Source organism: Stenotrophomonas sp. SAM-B, assembly GCF_013387485.1.
Classification (GTDB): domain Bacteria; phylum Pseudomonadota; class Gammaproteobacteria; order Xanthomonadales; family Xanthomonadaceae; genus Stenotrophomonas; species Stenotrophomonas maltophilia_AA.
The window spans coordinates 381,091-398,086 of the sequence record NZ_JABBXB010000001.1; the positions used below are offsets into that span (position 1 = coordinate 381,091).

Sequence of the window (16,996 nt, forward strand, 5' to 3'; positions counted from 1 at the left end):
GGGGCTCGGCAGAGGGCACATTGGCCCCGGCCCGTTACAGGGTGCTGGAGTCCACCCGCTGGCGGCCGGCCTGGGTCAGGTCGATGTCGCCATCTTCCGCCTGGGCCGCGTAGCCGGCCTTGACGGCCCAGTTGGCCGCTTCATCGCTGACCGGACGCGTGGCGTTGATGTCGCGCAGGATCTGCCGCTGCTCTTCTGTCAGGTGGGTTGCCGCGTTCGTACCGGTGCCGCCGCTCATGGCGCGCGGGCCTCGACGCTGACCCCGCCCTGGGCCAATCGGGCGCGCTTTGCCCGCCGATGGTTCACCCACCACACCAGCCCCGGCAGGCCGTACAGCAGTGCACCGGCGAGCAGAAAGATCTTGAAGGCGGCATTCATGGCGGTGTCTCTCCGTGCGGTATGGCGTCAAGCGTCGTGATCAACCTGATGTGCGGTAGAGGGCTCACCCGGTCCTGCAGCGGCCCCGGCCGCGATCCCAGTGCTAGTTCAACGCAATCGCCGTGAAGGTGCTGTCCCTTCCTGCACTGTCGCACGTTCATGTGCCCCGGACCGCCGCGCGCCCCGCCAAGGTGGGCAGCCGTCGTACGGCGCTCGTCGCCGGATCGTCATCACTTCGTCGTCTGGCTCCCCTACAACGGGAGCCTCCGGCGAAGCCAGGGGCGCGCGTTGAGATCGGCGCTAAAGTTCACCGCGAACCCGCCGATATCGATGCGTCCTTCCGCCTGGAGTACGTGATGTCGGCCGTCCCCCGCCGCCTGTCGTTGTTCGTCACCCGCCTGGGTGACCGCTATCGAGTCCGCTTTTCCCCCCTGCGCCGGCTTGCCGCGCTCGGCCGTCTCAGCGTCGCACGGAAACTGACGGCCAGTCTGCTGATCTGCTGCCTGGGCTTGTTCGCGGTAGCGATGGCGTACGGCTGGACGCGCCATGATACCGAGCGCGCGGCCGAGGCGTTCGCCGCGCACCAGCAGGAGGCGGCGCTGGCCGCGACGCTGGCCACCGAGATCGCCGATGCACGGCGGCTGCAGACCCGCTATGCCGCCACCTTCGATGACGCCGACCGCGAGGCGTTGCAGACGGCGCAGCAGCGCCTGCAGGCGACCCTGACCCAGCTGCAGCGCGATCCCCACGACGCCGGCAGCGCCGATGCGCTGCGCGAGGTGTCCGCCCGCGCCGGTGACTTCGCGGAAGGCATTGCGGCCCTCAACACCCGTGTGGACGAAATGGGGCGCGGCGACGCCGGCCTGCGCGCGCAACTTGAGGCAGCGGCTGCATCGCTGGAAGCCACCGTGGAGGCAAGCGCGCGTCCCGCGCTGATCGCACAGCTGCAGAAGATGCGCCGCGAGGAGAGCCTGCTGCTGCTCACCGGGGAGTCGGCGCATACCGATCGCGCCAGCGAGCAGAAGCTGCCGTTCGATCTGTCTTTGGCCGACGCGCGCCTGGGCGTAGAAGCGCAGGAGACGTTGCGGACGCAGATGGATGCCTACCAGGGCGCGCTGCTGGCCTACACCGCCGCCCGTATCGGGCTGGATGTGGAGGCGCAGTCACTGGGCGAGACCGCCGCCCAGATCGGCCCGGGTCTGCAGGCGCTGCAGCAGGCACAGACGCAGGCCTTGGCGGCGGCGCGCGAGCGGCAGGCCGCGCGTGCCAGCACCATGGGCATCGTGTTCGCGCTGACCCTGCTGCTGGTGGCGGTGGTGCTGATCGCAACGCTGCTGCTGGTGCTGCGCGCGGTCCGTCGGCCGATCGCCGATACGCTGCGCTTCGCCGAGGACATCGCCGAGGATCGTCTCGACACCGTGCTGACCATCCACAATCCGCACGACGAGATCGGCCAGCTGGCTGCGCGCCTGCGCCACATGCAGCAGCGCCTGCGCGAGCGGATCGAGGCCGAGCGCGCCGTGGCGCGCGACAACACCCGCGCCCGCCAGGCGCTGGACAGTGCGCAGACCGGGGTGATGGTGCTCGATGGGGAAGGGCGGATCGGCTTCCTCAACCAGGCGTTGCTCACCGAACTGCGGCTGGTGCACGAGGACTGCAGCGGCCAACCCGCCGCCGCCCTGCATCCGGCTTTCGTCACCTTGCTGCCCACGCTGCAGGGCGGCCAGCGTGCCAGCCGGGAGATCGAGCACGCGGGCATCCGCTACCAGCTGGTGATCACCCCGATCGTGGAGCACGACCACCTGCTCGGTGCCGCCGTGGAGTGGCGCAGCCGCGCGCTGGAAACCACGGTGGAGAATGAAGTGGCCGCGCTGGTCGATGCGGCCGCCCGCGGCGAACTGCATGGGCGGATCGCAGTGGAGGGCAAACAGGGTTTCGTGAAGACCCTGGCGCTGAGCATCAACCACCTGCTCGATACCTTCCAGAGCAACCTGTCCGGCGTGCAGGGCCTGCTCTCGGCGCTGGCGCAGGGGGATCTGCGCGTGCGCATGCAGGGCGACTTCCACGGCGTGTTCGCGCGGCTGCGGGACGATGCCAACGCCACGGTCATCCAGCTCACCGACATCGTCGCGCGCATCCAGCAGGCCTCGCTGGCGATCAACGCCGCCTCCGGTGAGATCGTCGCGGGCAACCATGATCTGTCCGACCGCACCGAGCGCCAGGCGGCACACCTGGAAGAGACCGCCTCCTCGATGGAAGAACTCTCCGCCACCGTGCGGCAGAACGCGGACTCGGCGCAGCAGGCGAACCTGCTGGCGATCCGCGCTGCCGAGGTCGCCGCCCGCGGCGGCGAATCGGTCGCGCAGGTGGTGACCACCATGGCCGACATCGCGCTGTCCTCGCGCCGGATCGGAGAAATCACCGGGGTCATCGACGGGATCGCGTTCCAGACCAACATCCTGGCCCTGAACGCCGCCGTGGAAGCGGCACGCGCGGGCGAGCAGGGGCGCAGCTTCGCGGTGGTCGCCAGCGAAGTGCGCCTGCTCGCACAACGCAGCGCCGATGCCGCGCGCCAGATCAAGCAGCTGATCGAGGCGTCGGTCGAGAAGGTCGACGCCGGCACCCGGCAGGTCGACAGCGCGGGCGCGACCATGGGCGAGATCGTCGGCAGCGTGCAGCGGGTCACCGCGATCATGGCAAGTATTTCAGCGGCGTCGCAGCAACAGACGGTGGGCATCGAGCAGGTGAGCCAGACCCTGCTGCAGATGGACGGCAGCACCCAGCAGAATGCCGCGCTGGTCGAAGAGGCGTCCGCCTCGGCCCGCGCGCTCGAACGGCAGGCGACCGTGCTGGGCGACGCCGTCGATGCGTTCCTGGTGATGCCGACGCCGGGGGCGCGCATGTCGGCGGTAGCCTGACCGTCGCGTCAACGCGGTGCTCACCGGTCTTCACCGGCGGTGAGCCGGCGCTGTGGTTCGCTATTCTTCACCTATGAAGACATCCACGCGCCCGCGCCGCCCGTCGCCCAGCACTGCCCCGGATGCCTTCGTGCGGGTCCGGGGCGCACGCGAACACAACCTCAAGAACGTGGATGTCGACATTCCACGCGATGCGCTGGTGGTGTTCTCCGGCATTTCCGGTTCGGGGAAATCCTCGCTGGCCTTCGGGACGCTCTACGCCGAGGCGCAGCGGCGTTACCTGGAATCCTTGTCGCCCTATGCCCGCCGGTTGATCGACCAGGTCGGCGTGCCGGATGTGGATGCCATCGAAGGCCTGCCGCCGGCCGTGGCCCTGCAGCAGCAGCGCGGCACCGCCAGCGTGCGCTCCAGCGTCGGCAGCGTCACCACCCTGTCCAGCCTGCTGCGGATGCTGTACTCGCGTGCCGGTACCTATCCGGCACGGCAGCCCATGCTGTACGCCGAGGATTTCTCGCCGAATACACCGCAGGGGGCGTGCCCGAACTGTCATGGCCTGGGCTACGTCTATGAAGTCACCGAACAGTCGATGGTGCCCGATCCGTCGCTGAGCATCCGCGAACGCGCCATCGCCGCATGGCCGCCGGCGTGGCACGGGCAGAACCAGCGCGACATCCTGGTGACGCTCGGCTACGACGTGGATGTTCCCTGGCGCGACCTGCCCAAGAAGCAGCGCGACTGGATCCTGTTCACCGAGGAACAACCGGTGGTGCCGGTCTATGCCGGCTTTACCCCGGCCGAAACCCGCGCTGCCCTCCGCCGCAAGGAAGAGCCCAGCTACATGGGCACCTTCAGCGGGGCGCGCCGCTACGTGCTGCATACGTTTGCGACCACGCAGAGCGCGATGATGAAGAAACGCGTGGCGCGCTACATGATCGGCGCGCAATGCCCGGTCTGCGATGGCCGTCGATTGAAGCGCGAGGCACTGTCGGTGACGTTCGCCGGCATGGACATCGGCACCCTGTCACAGCTGCCGCTGAGCGCCATGGCGCAGGCACTGCGGCCAGCCGCCGAAGGCCACTTCGATGCGCCCAAGGCCACGGCCATGCGCAGCCGCAGCGCCGGCCGCCAGGCCACCGCCAAGCGCGTGGCGGCCGGCGGCAACGCGCATGCCGGCGGCAGCGACGTACGCCGCACGCCGGATCTGTCCGAGGAGAAACGCATCGCCGCCCAGCGCATCGCGCATGATCTGGTCGAGCGGATCGGCACGCTGCAGTCGCTCGGCCTGGGCTATCTGTCGATGGATCGCGCCACTCCGACGTTGTCGCCGGGCGAGCTGCAGCGCCTGCGCCTGGCCACGCAGATCCGCTCCAGCCTGTTCGGGGTGGTGTACGTGCTGGATGAGCCGACTGCCGGCCTGCATCCGGCCGATGGCGAGGCCCTGTACGACGCACTGGCGCAGCTCAAGGCCGGCGGCAATACGCTGTTCGTGGTCGAGCACGATCTGGAGATGCTGCGCCGCGCGGACTGGCTGGTGGACGTCGGCCCGGGCGCCGGCCAGCACGGCGGCCAGGTGCTCTACAGCGGCCCCCCCGAAGGCCTGCGCGCCATCAAGGCCTCGGTGACCGCGCCGTATCTGTTCGAGGACGATCACGGACCACGCCGCACGCCGCGGGCGCCGTCCGGTTGGCTGGGCCTGCAGGGCATCCATCGCAACAATCTGCATGGTGTGGACGCGCGCTTTCCGCTGGGCGCGTTCACAGCGGTGACCGGCGTGTCCGGCTCGGGCAAGTCCAGCCTGGTGAGCCAGGCCCTGGTCGAGCTGGTCGGCGAACACCTGGGGCAGGAGCCGGTGATCGAGGAAAACGACAGCGAACTGCCGCAGCCCAGCCGCATCGAACGTACCCGCGGCCGGTTGAACGGCGCCAAGGCGATCAAGCGTCTGGTCAACGTCGACCAGAAGCCGATCGGTCGCACGCCCCGCTCCAACCTGGCCACCTATACCGGCCTGTTCGATCATGTGCGCAAGCTGTTCGCCGGCACGCGCGCGGCCAAGGCGCGCCGCTACAGCGTGGGTCGTTTCTCATTCAACGTCGCCGCCGGGCGCTGCGAGACCTGCGAGGGCGAAGGTTTCGTCCATGTCGAACTGCTGTTCATGCCCAGCGTCTACGCGCCGTGCCCCACCTGTCATGGCCAACGCTACAACGCCAAGACGCTGGAAGTGCAGTGGAACGGCCGCAACATCGCGCAGGTGCTGGCGATGACAGTCGAGGAGGCGTTGGCCTTCTTCGCCGACGAGCCGCCGGTGCAGCGCCCGCTGCAGCTGCTGCGGGATATCGGCCTGGGCTATCTGCGCCTGGGCCAGCCGGCGACGGAACTGTCCGGTGGCGAGGCGCAGCGCATCAAACTGGCCACCGAGCTGCAGCGCAGCCAGCACGGCAACAGCCTGTATGTACTGGACGAGCCGACCACCGGTCTGCATCCGGCCGACGTGGACAAGTTTATGACGCAGCTGCACGGGCTGGTCGATGCCGGCAACACGGTCGTGGTGGTCGAGCATGACCTGCGCGTGGTCGCCGACGCGGACTGGGTGATCGATGTGGGACCGGGTGCAGGCGAAGAGGGCGGCCAGATCGTGGCCGAAGGCATCCCCGCGCAGGTCAGCCGTGCCGCGCAGGGCGCGACCGCCCGCTATCTGCGTCGCTGGTTCGGGTAAGCATCACGCCTCGCGCGGTGGTCGCTGGCCGATGCGGCCATCAAGCATGTAGACCTCGCGTTGCGCGCGCGCAGAGTAACGGGGATCGTGGGTCACCATGCAGATGGTGGAACCTGCAGCATGGAGCTCTTCCAGGAGCTGCATGACGGCCTCGCCGTTGTGCGAGTCGAGGTTGCCGGTCGGCTCGTCGGCGAGCAGGATCGAAGGGCTGCCGACCAACGCACGTGCGACCGCAACCCGCTGCTGTTGGCCGCCGGACAGCTGCGCCGGGAAGTGCATGCCGCGGTGGCCCATGCCCACCCGTTCCAGCGCGGCGATGGCCATCCCGCGCCGCTTCGATTTCGGGATATCGTCGCGGTAGGTCAACGGGACCTCGACGTTCTCGAGAATGCTCAGGTCACCGATCAGGTTGAAGGCCTGGAAGATGAACCCGATCTGCCTACTGCGTACCCAGGCGCGCTCAGTCTCATCGAGTTCCTCCACTTCCACGCCATCCAGGAGATAACGTCCGGAGGTAGGTACGTCCAACGTGCCCAGAATGGACATCAGGGTGGATTTTCCACAGCCCGAGGGTCCGGTGATGCTGACGAACTCGCCACGATCAACGTGGAAATCAACGCTCGACAACGCGTTCGTCTGCACCTCGTCGGTCAGGAAGGTCTTGCAGATGTCGCGCAACAGCAGCAGCGGACGCTCAGCCACGGCCGAGGGAACAGTGTCGGGCAGGGCGTTCACTGGATGGACACCTCGTTCGAATCGGAGAACTCGCTCATATCCGACAGCACGATCTGATCGCCCTGCTTCAGGCCGTCAAGCACCTGCACCTCGTTGACCGAATCTTTCCCGAAGCGTACCTCCACCCGGCTTGCCGCCCCGTTTCCGCTCAGGCGATAGATGGGATTGGTGCTGCCGGGATGAATGTTGACGGGTCGATTGACGAACAATGTTCCGGCAATGCGGTCGGTGGTGATTACGCCATCCACGGACTGCTCCGCGCGCGTGCCGGACGGCAACGCGCCGGCAAGGTCCACTTCCACCAGGATGGTGCCTTTTTCGACCGCCGGATTCACGCGCCTGACCTTTCCGGGCACGTTGGTGCGTCCGATCTCCAGCGTCGCCGACTGCCCGGCCGCGAGATCGGCGGCCTGGGACTCGGGAATTCTCAGCTCGGCAATCAGTTCGCCCGGGCGGGCAATACGCGCGATGTTGACGCCCGAAGCAACGCGCTGGCCTTCTTCCACCGTGATCTGCTGGACCACACCCTCCATGCCGGCTTTGACACGCAGGCCATCTGCTTCGGCCTGCCGAAGCTGGGCAGTGCTCTCCAGCTGCTGCACGCGGGCCCGGCTCGCGGTGAGCTGCGAGCCGATGCTGGACGCCGATTGCGCCACCCGCTCCCTGGCAATGCCCAATGCCTGTTCATACTGTCGGAGCTTGATGGCGATCTTCTTGTATTCGACCTCCGCCAACACGCCTTTTTCCAATGCGCGCCGCGCTGCCTGTTCCTCCACCTGCAGCGAGTCGCGTTCACCTTCGGTGCTGGAGAGTTCCGACTTCAACTGCAGCAGTTCGCCCTGCAGTCGTGCCTGGAGAGCGGCATGATCGCCTTGCGCCGCAGCGTGCTCGGCAGTGGCCACCAGCAGCCTGTCCATGACCTCGGGATTGGTCATCTCGATGATGTCGGTGTCGGCGCTGACGTTGGCACCGGGGCGGACCAGCAGGCGCTCGATACTGGCATCGGTCTTGGCCACCACCCAACGCATCTGGCTGGAGACCAGCTTGCCAGGGCCGCGTACCGATCGCACGAATTCACCCTGACGAACCGTATCGATGACGATGTCCGCACGCCGCACGGAGGGGTGGGAAGAATTGAGGGCGACGACGCCGCCGACGACAGCGATGAAAGAAAGAAGAGAGACCCCAATCACGATCCGCTTGCGCTGATGCTTCCGTTGCTTCATTTCAGGACGTGCGATATCCATGCGCGCAGATGTACCAGACAGAAGAACAGTATTTAGTCTTGACAGCGGGGTATTGGCATGTCAAGTATAAAAACACCTGCATCAGGGAAGTCCGCAGGTCGCAGTTCTTACCGACATGAGTTGTGACGCAATCGAAGATTCTGACGTTGGGAATCGCAGTGCGTCGCATGAACCAGGGATGGAATATGCTGTGAATGGACGTTGCGAAGGAAACGCGGAGCATCGCGTCAGCAAGACGACATGCCGTCATGATCTGATGACGCTGGCCGGGGAATTGCGCCGCGATGCGCGATGATCTTGCGGTCGCGCTGCGCAGGATCACGCGCAGCCCTGGCTCCAGTGTGCTGATTACCGCCCTGCTGGCGATGGTGATCTTCATCACAGCCTGCGTATTCACCGTCGCCTACGGCATGCTTTGGAAACCGTTGCCGTTTCCGGCGCAGTCGCGTCTGGTACAGCTCACCTCTTATTCGACCAAGATGGGAATGGACCTGGGGTGGTCCATCCCCTATCTGGATACCATCGCGCGCCAGAGTCGTGAACTTTCCGCGGTGGCCGGCTACCAGACCAGGGAAGTCAGCCTCGCCGACACTGCGGGTGGCATCACCGGCACGCTGGATGTCGTGATGGCGGAGCCTGCGTTGTTCGGCATGCTCGGTGCACGTGCGGGTGCTGGCCGGCTGTTCAATGGTGAAGATGTACTGCCCGGTGCGGAACCGGTCGCGCTGGTGTCTTCCCGTTTCTGGCGCGCGCGTTTCGATGCTCCCCTGGGTACCGAGGTGCACAAGCTGCACCTGGATGGTGTCGCCTACCGCATCGTGGGCGTGCTGGACGATTCCTTCGCGTTTCCTGATCGCAGTCGGCACGTCTGGCTGCCGCTGTCCTTCAGCGAGGAGCAGACGGCGCTGGGCAACGCAGGATCATTCGGCAACCTCAAGGCCATCGCGCAGCTCGCACGTTCCAACGGCCGTCTGGCCGCCGCCTCGGAGATGATGGGGCTGGTCTACGCGGTGCCGACCCTGGCCAACATTGGAAACCAGATCGGGCTGAAGGTGACCGCCGTACCGCTGCGTTCGCTGTGGCTGGAGGGCCGCCAGGGATCGCTGATTTCCATGCTGGTGGCGGCGCTGCTGGTGTTCGCCGTGACGGCCGCGAATGTCTACAACCTGTTCGTGCTGCGGCTGATCCGACGTCGCCAGGAGATGGCGCTGCTCGAGGCGGTGGGAGCGACCCGACAACGCCGGCTTCTGCAGATTGTCATGGAGTCCTCCCTCTTCGCGGTGGGCGCCTCGCTGCTGGCGGTGGGATTGATGCCACTGGGCCTGGCGGGACTGCGTCGCGTGGATGTACTGCCGCGGGATATCCCGCAGGTGATCGGCCCGGATCTGGTCACGCTGCTGGCGATCGTCGTGATGTGCGCAACCGCTCTGCTGATCCTGCTCGCCGCAGGCAGGGCATTCCGTGGCCAGAGCGTGTTCGAGGTGCTGCGACAGACCGGAAACGGGCAGACGGCAAGTGCGGCCGTGAATCGTCTGCGCCGATTGCTTGTGATGTTGCAGGTGGGCGTGACCTTCGTCCTGTTGTTCTGTACGGCGCTGCTGGTGCGCAGCTCGGATGCCTTGCTGCAGGAAGACGTTGGCTTCAACCGGGGTGGGTTGCTGGTCGGCACGCTTCAGTCCGCGACGTCCGGCGGCGGGGAGGCAGCGCGTGCGGAAGATGCGGCCGCTGACGAGGATGCAGACGCGGAGAACGTGCGGGCGCGTGCGCGGAGCTGGACGGAACGTGTACAGGCCCTGCCCGGGGTCCGTGCCGTAGCGCTGACCTCGTCGGCGCCCTTGAGCCGCAACGTGACGCTGGAAGCCTTCTCCGGACCGGTCACCAGCGGCGGTGGCCAGGGCGAGCAGCCCAAGGCGTACCTGGCCTACACCGGCCATGCGTATCCCCATGCGCTGGGCGTGCGCATCCTGCAGGGGCGCGCGTTCAGTGCGATCGAGTCCGAGCAGGGCGCGCCGGTTGCCCTGATCGACCGTGCCCTTGCCGAACGGTACTTTCCGGGCCAGGACCCACAGGGCCGAAGCCTGCGGGTCGCCGATGGCACGACAGGCGCACTGGTCGACCGGGTGGTGGTGGGTGTCATCGAGCGCGTGCGCCAGCGCGCCCTTGCGCAGCAGGACGAATATCCGACCATCTATCTTCCCGACGCGGCTCCGCTGCTGCGCCCGGAGGCGCCTTTGTCCTCGGCCGAGTTCGTCGTCCGTACCGACCATCCCGAGCGGATCGGAAAGGCACTGCAGCAACAGGCGCAGCAGGCGGGACTGATGCTGACCCAGACGATGACGATGGAGCAGCGTATCGAGGACACGATCATCGATCAGCTGCGCCTCAACGCGCTGCTCAGGATACTGAGTGGCGTCACCCTGATGCTGGCGTCGGTGGGGCTCTACGCCCAGCTTGCGCAGTCTGTGGCCATGCGCCAGCGCGAGTTCGGGGTTCGCCAGGCACTGGGCGCCAACCGCCATGACATCCTGCGCAGTGTGCTGCTGCAGGGCGCCTGGATGGTCGGCTGGGCATTGGTGGCGGCACTGCCCGTGGCCTTGCTGTTCGGTGCCCTGCTGCGAGAGCGCCTGCATGGGATATCGCCGTTCGATCCGGTATCGCTGTCGATCGTGGCGCTGATGCTCTCACTGGTGGCATTGATGGCCAATGCACTGCCTGCCTACCGTGCTGCACAGATCAAACCCATGTTGGCGCTACGAGCAGAATGAAGCTGGGCCACGCAGGTGCTGCGTGGGAGGGACTGTCGTTTTCCAGGAGGATGAAATGATCGCAGCTGATGAGGTTCGCTCGTACATCCAGGCCCAGCGCGGCACCGGCATGGCGTCGTCGGCGATCGTGGATGATCTCCTCCGGATGGGCTGGCATCCGGGCAGCATCGATCGTGCCATCAACGATGCGCTGGGCGAGCCTGCGATGCAGTCGTCGCGTCCCCGGCTACCGGACGGACATGCGACGCGCCTGCAGCTTGGGGATCGCACGCTGCTCGTCCAGGCGCGGTGGCAGCGTCCGGATGCGTGCCTGCTGTCCGGATTCCTTGACGCAGCGGAGTGCGCGGAGATCATCGGTCTGGCCGAGCCCTTGCTGCGGCGATCGCAGGTCCGGGTGGGCGATGGCCACGCCGCGGCCGGTAGTGTCACGTTGTACGCGCGAACCAGTGAACAGGCCTGGATAGCGCCCGGCCAGTCGATCATCGTTGACCGTATCCAGGCGCGGGTAGCGGACCTGACCCATTGGCCTGCCGGCTGGATGGAGCACCTGCAGGTGGTCCGCTATGGCGTTGGCGCTGACTTCTCGCCCCATCACGACTTCTTTCCGGCGAGCGACCGCGCTGAAGGGCAGGGACAACGCGTCGCGACGCTGATCATGTATCTCAACACGCCGGCCCAGGGCGGTGCCACCAGCTTTCCGGATATCGAGATGGAGATCTACCCGCAGCAGGGCAACGCGCTTTACTTCGCGTATCCCTGCGCGACGGCGGACAGCCTCACGTTGCATGCCGGTGTGCCGCTGGTGGCGGGAGAGAAGTGGATTGCCACGTTCTTCCTGCGCGATGGTACCTGGGAGGGGCGATGATCGATCTGATCGCCAGCCTTGCTCTCCCGGCGCTGGATGCGCCGCCAGACGACGCGTCCGCGCAGGTGGCACACGGCTACGCCACGCAGGTGCGGCGGCGTATCCAGTCGATGCTTGAGCGCACCGGTACGGATCCTCTCGTCCTCGATGCAATGATGCCCGCGTGTCTGAGGCCAGGTTGGCGGCCGGAGGTGGGCATGGCGGCACACCTGTGCACGACGCGCCCGCAACTGGCGGCACTGCAGTTCATCGCAGCAGTTGCAAGTCACGCGGTGCCTGCCGACGTGACGCTCGAGCTCGACGCGCCGGGCCGGATCTACGTGGATGGCCATCGCCTGGAAGTCGCCGGAACGACGACGGTGCGCGTCGAGACATCGACGCTGGAACTGGAGTCGCAGCGCGGTCACTGGTCGTTGCGCCACGACGGTACGCGGTTCTCCGTGCTGTCATCGCCGGTCGGCGGGGACCGATGTGTCCTCCGCTGGCGCCCGGGCAGCGGGCTGCGCTATCTGGTCGATGTGGGAAGCGGTCACACAGAAGGCGTGTTTCCCGATCCCCTGGCGTGTGCTGGCACCGTGCCGAGCCTGTCCAGGAACGATTTCCGCGTCGCGGTGCAAGGCATCACCGAGGCCATGGAGATCATCCACGAGGCATCTGCGAGCTACGCGGCCTGGATCGACACGGTCATCGATGGCGTCCTGGTAACGCGCGACGCCCTGGACTGCGGGCTCAGCAGCCCAGGCCATCCGGGACTGCTGGCAGTGCGCAGCGGGCGCGAGCCACTGGATTACGTCGAGATGATCGTCGCGGCAGCCGCGCAGCAGAAGCTGCTCCAGATCGCGATGATCACCCCGCTCGGTGAGCAGGGCAGGGAACAGCTGCACTACCTTCCGCATCGACGGTGGTACACCACCAGCCGGCGCGCGCTGGCCTCTGCCCACGAGCATCACAACGTCAGCCGGGTGCTTGCCTGCATTGCGGCCCGGTCGGGTGCCGATGGGGCGCTTCGGCGCCGCATCGCGCGCCGGCAGCTGATGCTGGCGCTGGATGGTCGGCAGCCGCTGCAGCGTGACCACGCGCTGAGCGTCGCCGGCGCACGGCTGCGACAGATGCTGGATGCCGGGTCACCATCGTCTTTGGCTGTATGAGGATATGTCCGGGTGCGCGGAGCGCGCGTCCGGCAGGAATCTGCGCAAGCAGATGCCCGTTGCCGGCTTTGGCAACATTACATGGAGATTGCAGATGAGCAACGAAACCAACGTCAACGACCTCGCAAAGGCCGCGTCTGAATTGGTACTGCGCGAGCTCGACGAGATGGAAGCTCGTGACATTTTTGGTGGTGACGGTGGCTGGGTGAAGGTCGGGCCGATCGAGCCCGCGGTGAACCAGCTGAGCTGATCACAGCGACGTGAACCCCGTGGCGGTGACGGCATCGTGTCGTCACCGCCACGCGCCAGAAAGCACGATGCCGGAGCCAGCTCATGCGTATCAACGCCCTGTACGTCATCATCAAACTGGTCGAGCGCTGCAACCTGAAGTGCTCCTACTGTTACTACTACACCGACGAGAACGCGGAGGTCTATCAACGGGCGACGTTGATGCCCGATGGCCTGCTGTTGGACCTGATCGGCTACATCCGTGAGGCGCTGGTCAGTGCCCCGGTCCGCCGGGTCGTCTTCGGGTTTCATGGCGGCGAACCCACGCTGGCCAAAGCTTCACGCGTCAGGGCATTCTGCGAGCAGGCCCGTCAGGACCTCGAGGGACAGGTCGAGGTGGGATTCGCGCTGCAGACCAATGGCGTGCACATGTCCAGGGAATGGCTGTCATTGATCGTGGAGCAGCGGATGGGCGTCGGCATCAGCATCGATGGCGACCGTCAACTGCACGACACGCATCGGGTCGACCACGCGGGAAAGGGATCCTACGACCGGGTCAGGCACACGCTGGACACCCTGCTTCCTCTCGAACGGGCCGGGCATGTCCGCGTAACGGCTCTGACCGTGATGGGCGAGACATTCGACGGCGTGGCCCAGTACCGCCATATGGTGGACACGCTCGGGCTCAACCATATCAAGCTGCTGTTCGTCGACCGCACGGCAGACATGCCACCCGGCGCACCGGTCCTGGACAAACTGGCTTCGGATCTCTGCGATATGTTCGATCACTGGCTGTTACATGACCGGAACCGCGTGGATGTGTCGCTGTTCACCAGCACAGTACGCGCACTGCTGGCGGTCGAGCACGGCCTGCGGGGCGCGCGTGACCGCATCACGATGGGCTTTGCGCTGCTGAGTGATGGCAGGGTCCGCATCCAGGACGACTTCATGATCGCCTCCGACTGGTTCTGGAGCCAGCAGGAGTTGAATGTCGTCGATACCGCATTCAAGGACTATGTCCAACAACCCCACCTTCAACAGCTCGTCCACGAACTGATCCACGTCCCGGATGCCTGCCAGGACTGCGAGTTCTCTGATGTGTGTGCGGGTGGCGAACCCGCCCACCGGTACACGCGGGCCCGCGGCTTCGACAACCGTTCCGTCTACTGTGACGCACTCATGCGCTTCCACCGGCACGTGCAGACGCGGCTGGCGGCCGGAAGTCGCGCGTTGCCTGCAGCCCTTCCATCGACGCTCGAGGCGGGCGTGGCGTGAACAGGAAAGACACGTCGTTGGAGACCTCGTCATCGCCCCTGTTGCGCCGGCAGGTCTTCGACAGTCCCGGGGCGGCCGACTGGCTGCGGGTCACCTCGGCCAAGGTGCCGTCCGGCGCCTGGCTGCTGCTGCCCAGCCTGCTCGCTGTTGCCGCGCTGGTCCTGGTCCTGGGCCATATCGAACACACACAGATGCGGTGGCAGACAGCGTCACTGCAGACTGATGCGTCCACCTGCGATGGCGCAGCCGGCTGCGCGCCCGTGCCGTGGATCGATGTGCCGCGAGGCGGGCGCCCCGGCTGGCTGGTCATCGCATTGCCTGCTGCGGAAGGGCAAGGCAGCCGTCGACGGCTTGAGGTCACACAGTGGTCCATGCCGGGAGATGCCAGGATGCAGCGGGCCATGCTGGCCTGGCCGGCCGACCTTCCTGTGCCGTCTGGACCGCTGCGCGTGTCCTTGCCGCAGCGCCACTCATTGCTCGGCTGGATGCTGCCCGCCTGGCGCCGTTTCGAGACCCATCGCTCATGAGCCAGAGAGGGATGGAGCGTCTCATGAGGCGTCGACGTCGCCGGGTCCCCGTGATCCTGCAGGCGGAGATGCTTGAATGCGCGCATGCCTGCCTGGCCATGTTGATGGAACATCACGGGCAGCCGTGGACGCTTGAGCAGATGCGCTCCCGCTTCGTGCCGTCGTCGCGGGGGACCAGCGTCAGTCAGATCGTGCGCATGGCGCAATCGCTCGGCCTGGATGCACGTATCTTCCGGGCGGAGCCTGATCATCTTGCCCAGCTGAAGATGCCCTGCATCCTGCACTGGGATGTCGTGCATTTCGTAGTGCTCGAGGGCGTCGCCGATGATGGATTCCACCTGGTGGATCCTGCGGTCGGGCGCATGGTCGTGGGGTCCCGCGAGTTCGATCGTCGTTTCACGGGGATTGTCGTGGAAGCCACGGTCGGTCTGGACTTCGGTCGGGTCCGCCCGGCCGCCGATCGAAGCGCGCTGGTACTGTTGCGCGAAGGCGTGCTGCAGCGCCGCGGAACGATCGCGGCCGTGGTCGGGATGGCCTTGTTGCTGGAGGTACTGGCCCTGATAGCGCCATTGTTCATCCAGGTCTCAACGGACTCGATCATCCCCGCAGGCGACAGTGGACTGTTGTGGATGCTGGTGGCCGCGTTCATGGTCGCGGCAGTGCTGCAGACGCTGGTATCGATGGCGCGTTCCTGGACGTTGCTGCGGCTGGGCGAGGAGCTGACGGTGGCGTGGAATGCCGCGGTGTGCAGCCGGCTTCTGCGGCTCCCGTACATTTTCTTCATGCGTCGCTCCATCAGCGACGTACACTCGCGCTTTGCGTCCATAGAAGAAATCCAGCGGGTGGTGACCAACAAGTTCGTCGAGGGTGTGCTGGACGGTGTCACCGCCCTGTTGACGTTGGTGATCATCCTGGCTTATTCGCCAACGTTGGCCCTGCTGACGTTCTGCTTCTGCCTGGCATACGGAATACTGCGAAGCCTGACGCTCTCGCGGTTGCTGGAGGGCACCGAGCGCGCGATCCGGGCCAGGTCCTCCCAGCAGGGACAGCTGCTCGAGATCCTTCATGGTGTGCACTCGATCAAGGCGGCCGGCGACGAAGAGAAGCAGGTGTCCAGATACAACAGGAAGACACGCGACGCGGCACAGGCGAGCGCCTCCGTGCAGCGCTGGGGCGGGATGGTGGACGAGATGGGTCAGGCGATCCTGCGCCTGCACTGGATAGCGGCGGTCGGACTCGGCGCATGGCTGGCGATCCGCGGGAGCATCACGGCGGGCATGCTGGTCGCTTACGTCACCTACGCCTATCAGTTCTCGCTCAGGTCGATCCGGATGCTGGATCTGGTCGCGCAGTGGCGGACGTTGCGGCTGCACAGCGTGCGTCTGGCCGATATCGTGTCCGGGCCAGCGCAGGCGCCGGGGGGCGACGAGCTGCCACTCCCGGGACGCAGCGATTTCTCCGTCCATGCGCTGCAGTTCCGCTACAACAGTGATGGCCCACTGGTACTCGCCGGCGTCAGTTTCGTGGTGGGCAGTGGCGAGTGCGTCGCCATCACCGGCGCCTCCGGCAGTGGCAAATCGACCTTGGCCAAAGTACTGGTGGGGCTGCTGGAGCCGGACCAGGGGCGTATCGAGCTGGGGGGGCGGCCGATGCAGGTGCTGCGGCGCGAGCATCTGCGTGAGCAGATTGCCTGCGTCCTGCAGGACGATCAGTTGTTCAACGGCACCATCGCCGAGAACATCGCCTTCTTCGAGCCTGGATTCTCGCGGGAACGCGTGAGCAGGGCGGCGATGCTGGCCCAGATGCATGACGAAGTGATGGCCATGCCACTTCGCTACGACACCCGCGTCATCGACCTGGGCGCGTCGCTGTCGGGAGGACAACGGCAGCGCCTGATACTCGCGCGTGCGCTGTACCGCGAGCCGAGGATCCTGATTCTCGACGAGGCCAGCAGCCATCTGGATCTGGAGAACGAGCGCCTCATCAATGAGGCGATCCAGGCCCTGAGCATCACCCGCATCATCATCGCGCACCGTCCCCAGACCATCGCCATCGCCGACCGCGTGCTGGAGATGCGCCAGGGATGCCTGTACGAGGTAACGCCGGCGAGGTGCGATGAACTACCCGCATGAGGCTGCAGGAGCGAGCACCTGCACATCCACGTGGATCGATCTCCATGACGCAGAAGGAGTTGAAC

Annotated in this window: 13 protein-coding genes; 9 read left to right on the plus strand and 4 right to left on the minus strand. The window is 66.2% G+C overall.

The features are described 5' to 3' along the window. Window positions 1-34: 34 nt before the first annotated feature. The gene (locus HH110_RS01610; protein ID WP_176988021.1) at window positions 35-238 is read right to left on the minus strand and encodes a hypothetical protein; all 204 of its coding nucleotides are present in this window, start codon (window positions 236-238) and stop codon (window positions 35-37) included. Beyond that, window positions 235-378, minus strand: coding sequence for a hypothetical protein (locus tag HH110_RS01615; RefSeq protein ID WP_176988022.1), 144 nt, complete (start codon window positions 376-378; stop codon window positions 235-237). Before HH110_RS01615 ends, HH110_RS01610 begins: the two co-directional genes overlap by 4 nt. Before the next feature lie 356 nt (window positions 379-734). On the opposite strand from HH110_RS01615, the gene HH110_RS01620 reads away from it, so the two are divergent. Further along, window positions 735-3,296 carry a methyl-accepting chemotaxis protein gene (locus tag HH110_RS01620; protein ID WP_176988023.1) on the plus strand — a complete coding sequence of 854 codons (2,562 nt, stop codon included), beginning with the start codon at window positions 735-737 and terminating at the stop codon, window positions 3,294-3,296. A 73-nt stretch (window positions 3,297-3,369) separates the two neighbouring features. Continuing rightward, a complete protein-coding gene (locus HH110_RS01625; protein ID WP_176988024.1) occupies window positions 3,370-6,009 on the plus strand; it encodes an excinuclease ABC subunit UvrA in 2,640 nt (879 codons plus the stop codon). 3 nt (window positions 6,010-6,012) lie between these two features. On the opposite strand, the gene HH110_RS01630 is transcribed toward HH110_RS01625, so the two are convergent. Together HH110_RS01630 and HH110_RS01635 are read right to left on the minus strand one after the other, a co-directional pair. After that, window positions 6,013-6,744 (minus strand): ABC transporter ATP-binding protein, encoded by a 732-nt coding sequence (locus tag HH110_RS01630; RefSeq protein ID WP_342589203.1) that lies wholly within the window; start codon window positions 6,742-6,744, stop codon window positions 6,013-6,015. Next, window positions 6,741-7,991 carry an efflux RND transporter periplasmic adaptor subunit gene (locus HH110_RS01635; RefSeq protein ID WP_176988025.1) on the minus strand — a complete coding sequence of 417 codons (1,251 nt, stop codon included), beginning with the start codon at window positions 7,989-7,991 and terminating at the stop codon, window positions 6,741-6,743. The genes HH110_RS01630 and HH110_RS01635 overlap by 4 nt, the downstream gene beginning before the upstream one ends. A 284-nt stretch (window positions 7,992-8,275) precedes the next feature. Between HH110_RS01635 and HH110_RS01640 the strand changes: the two genes are divergently transcribed. From HH110_RS01640 to HH110_RS01670, 7 genes are all read left to right on the plus strand, one after another. Continuing rightward, window positions 8,276-10,756: an ABC transporter permease gene (locus HH110_RS01640; protein ID WP_176988026.1), complete on the plus strand. Its 2,481-nt coding sequence runs from the start codon at window positions 8,276-8,278 to the stop codon at window positions 10,754-10,756. A 55-nt stretch (window positions 10,757-10,811) separates the two neighbouring features. Beyond that, window positions 10,812-11,621, plus strand: a complete 810-nt coding sequence (locus tag HH110_RS01645; RefSeq protein WP_176988027.1) for a 2OG-Fe(II) oxygenase — start codon at window positions 10,812-10,814, stop codon at window positions 11,619-11,621. Then, on the plus strand, window positions 11,618-12,769 hold the full coding sequence (locus HH110_RS01650) for a hypothetical protein (protein ID WP_176988028.1): 1,152 nt from the start codon (window positions 11,618-11,620) through the stop codon (window positions 12,767-12,769). Before HH110_RS01645 ends, HH110_RS01650 begins: the two co-directional genes overlap by 4 nt. A 94-nt stretch (window positions 12,770-12,863) precedes the next feature. Beyond that, window positions 12,864-13,019 (plus strand): hypothetical protein, encoded by a 156-nt coding sequence (locus HH110_RS01655; protein WP_176988029.1) that lies wholly within the window; start codon window positions 12,864-12,866, stop codon window positions 13,017-13,019. 83 nt (window positions 13,020-13,102) lie between these two features. Further along, window positions 13,103-14,272 carry a radical SAM protein gene (locus HH110_RS01660; RefSeq protein ID WP_176988030.1) on the plus strand — a complete coding sequence of 390 codons (1,170 nt, stop codon included), beginning with the start codon at window positions 13,103-13,105 and terminating at the stop codon, window positions 14,270-14,272. After that, entirely contained in the window at window positions 14,269-14,799 is a 531-nt protein-coding gene (locus HH110_RS01665) for a hypothetical protein (RefSeq protein WP_176988031.1), read from the plus strand. Before HH110_RS01660 ends, HH110_RS01665 begins: the two co-directional genes overlap by 4 nt. Window positions 14,800-14,822: 23 nt before the next feature. Then, complete coding sequence (locus tag HH110_RS01670; RefSeq protein ID WP_275134884.1) at window positions 14,823-16,931, plus strand: peptidase domain-containing ABC transporter; 2,109 nt, start codon at window positions 14,823-14,825, stop codon at window positions 16,929-16,931. The last annotated feature ends 65 nt before the right edge of the window (window positions 16,932-16,996 follow it).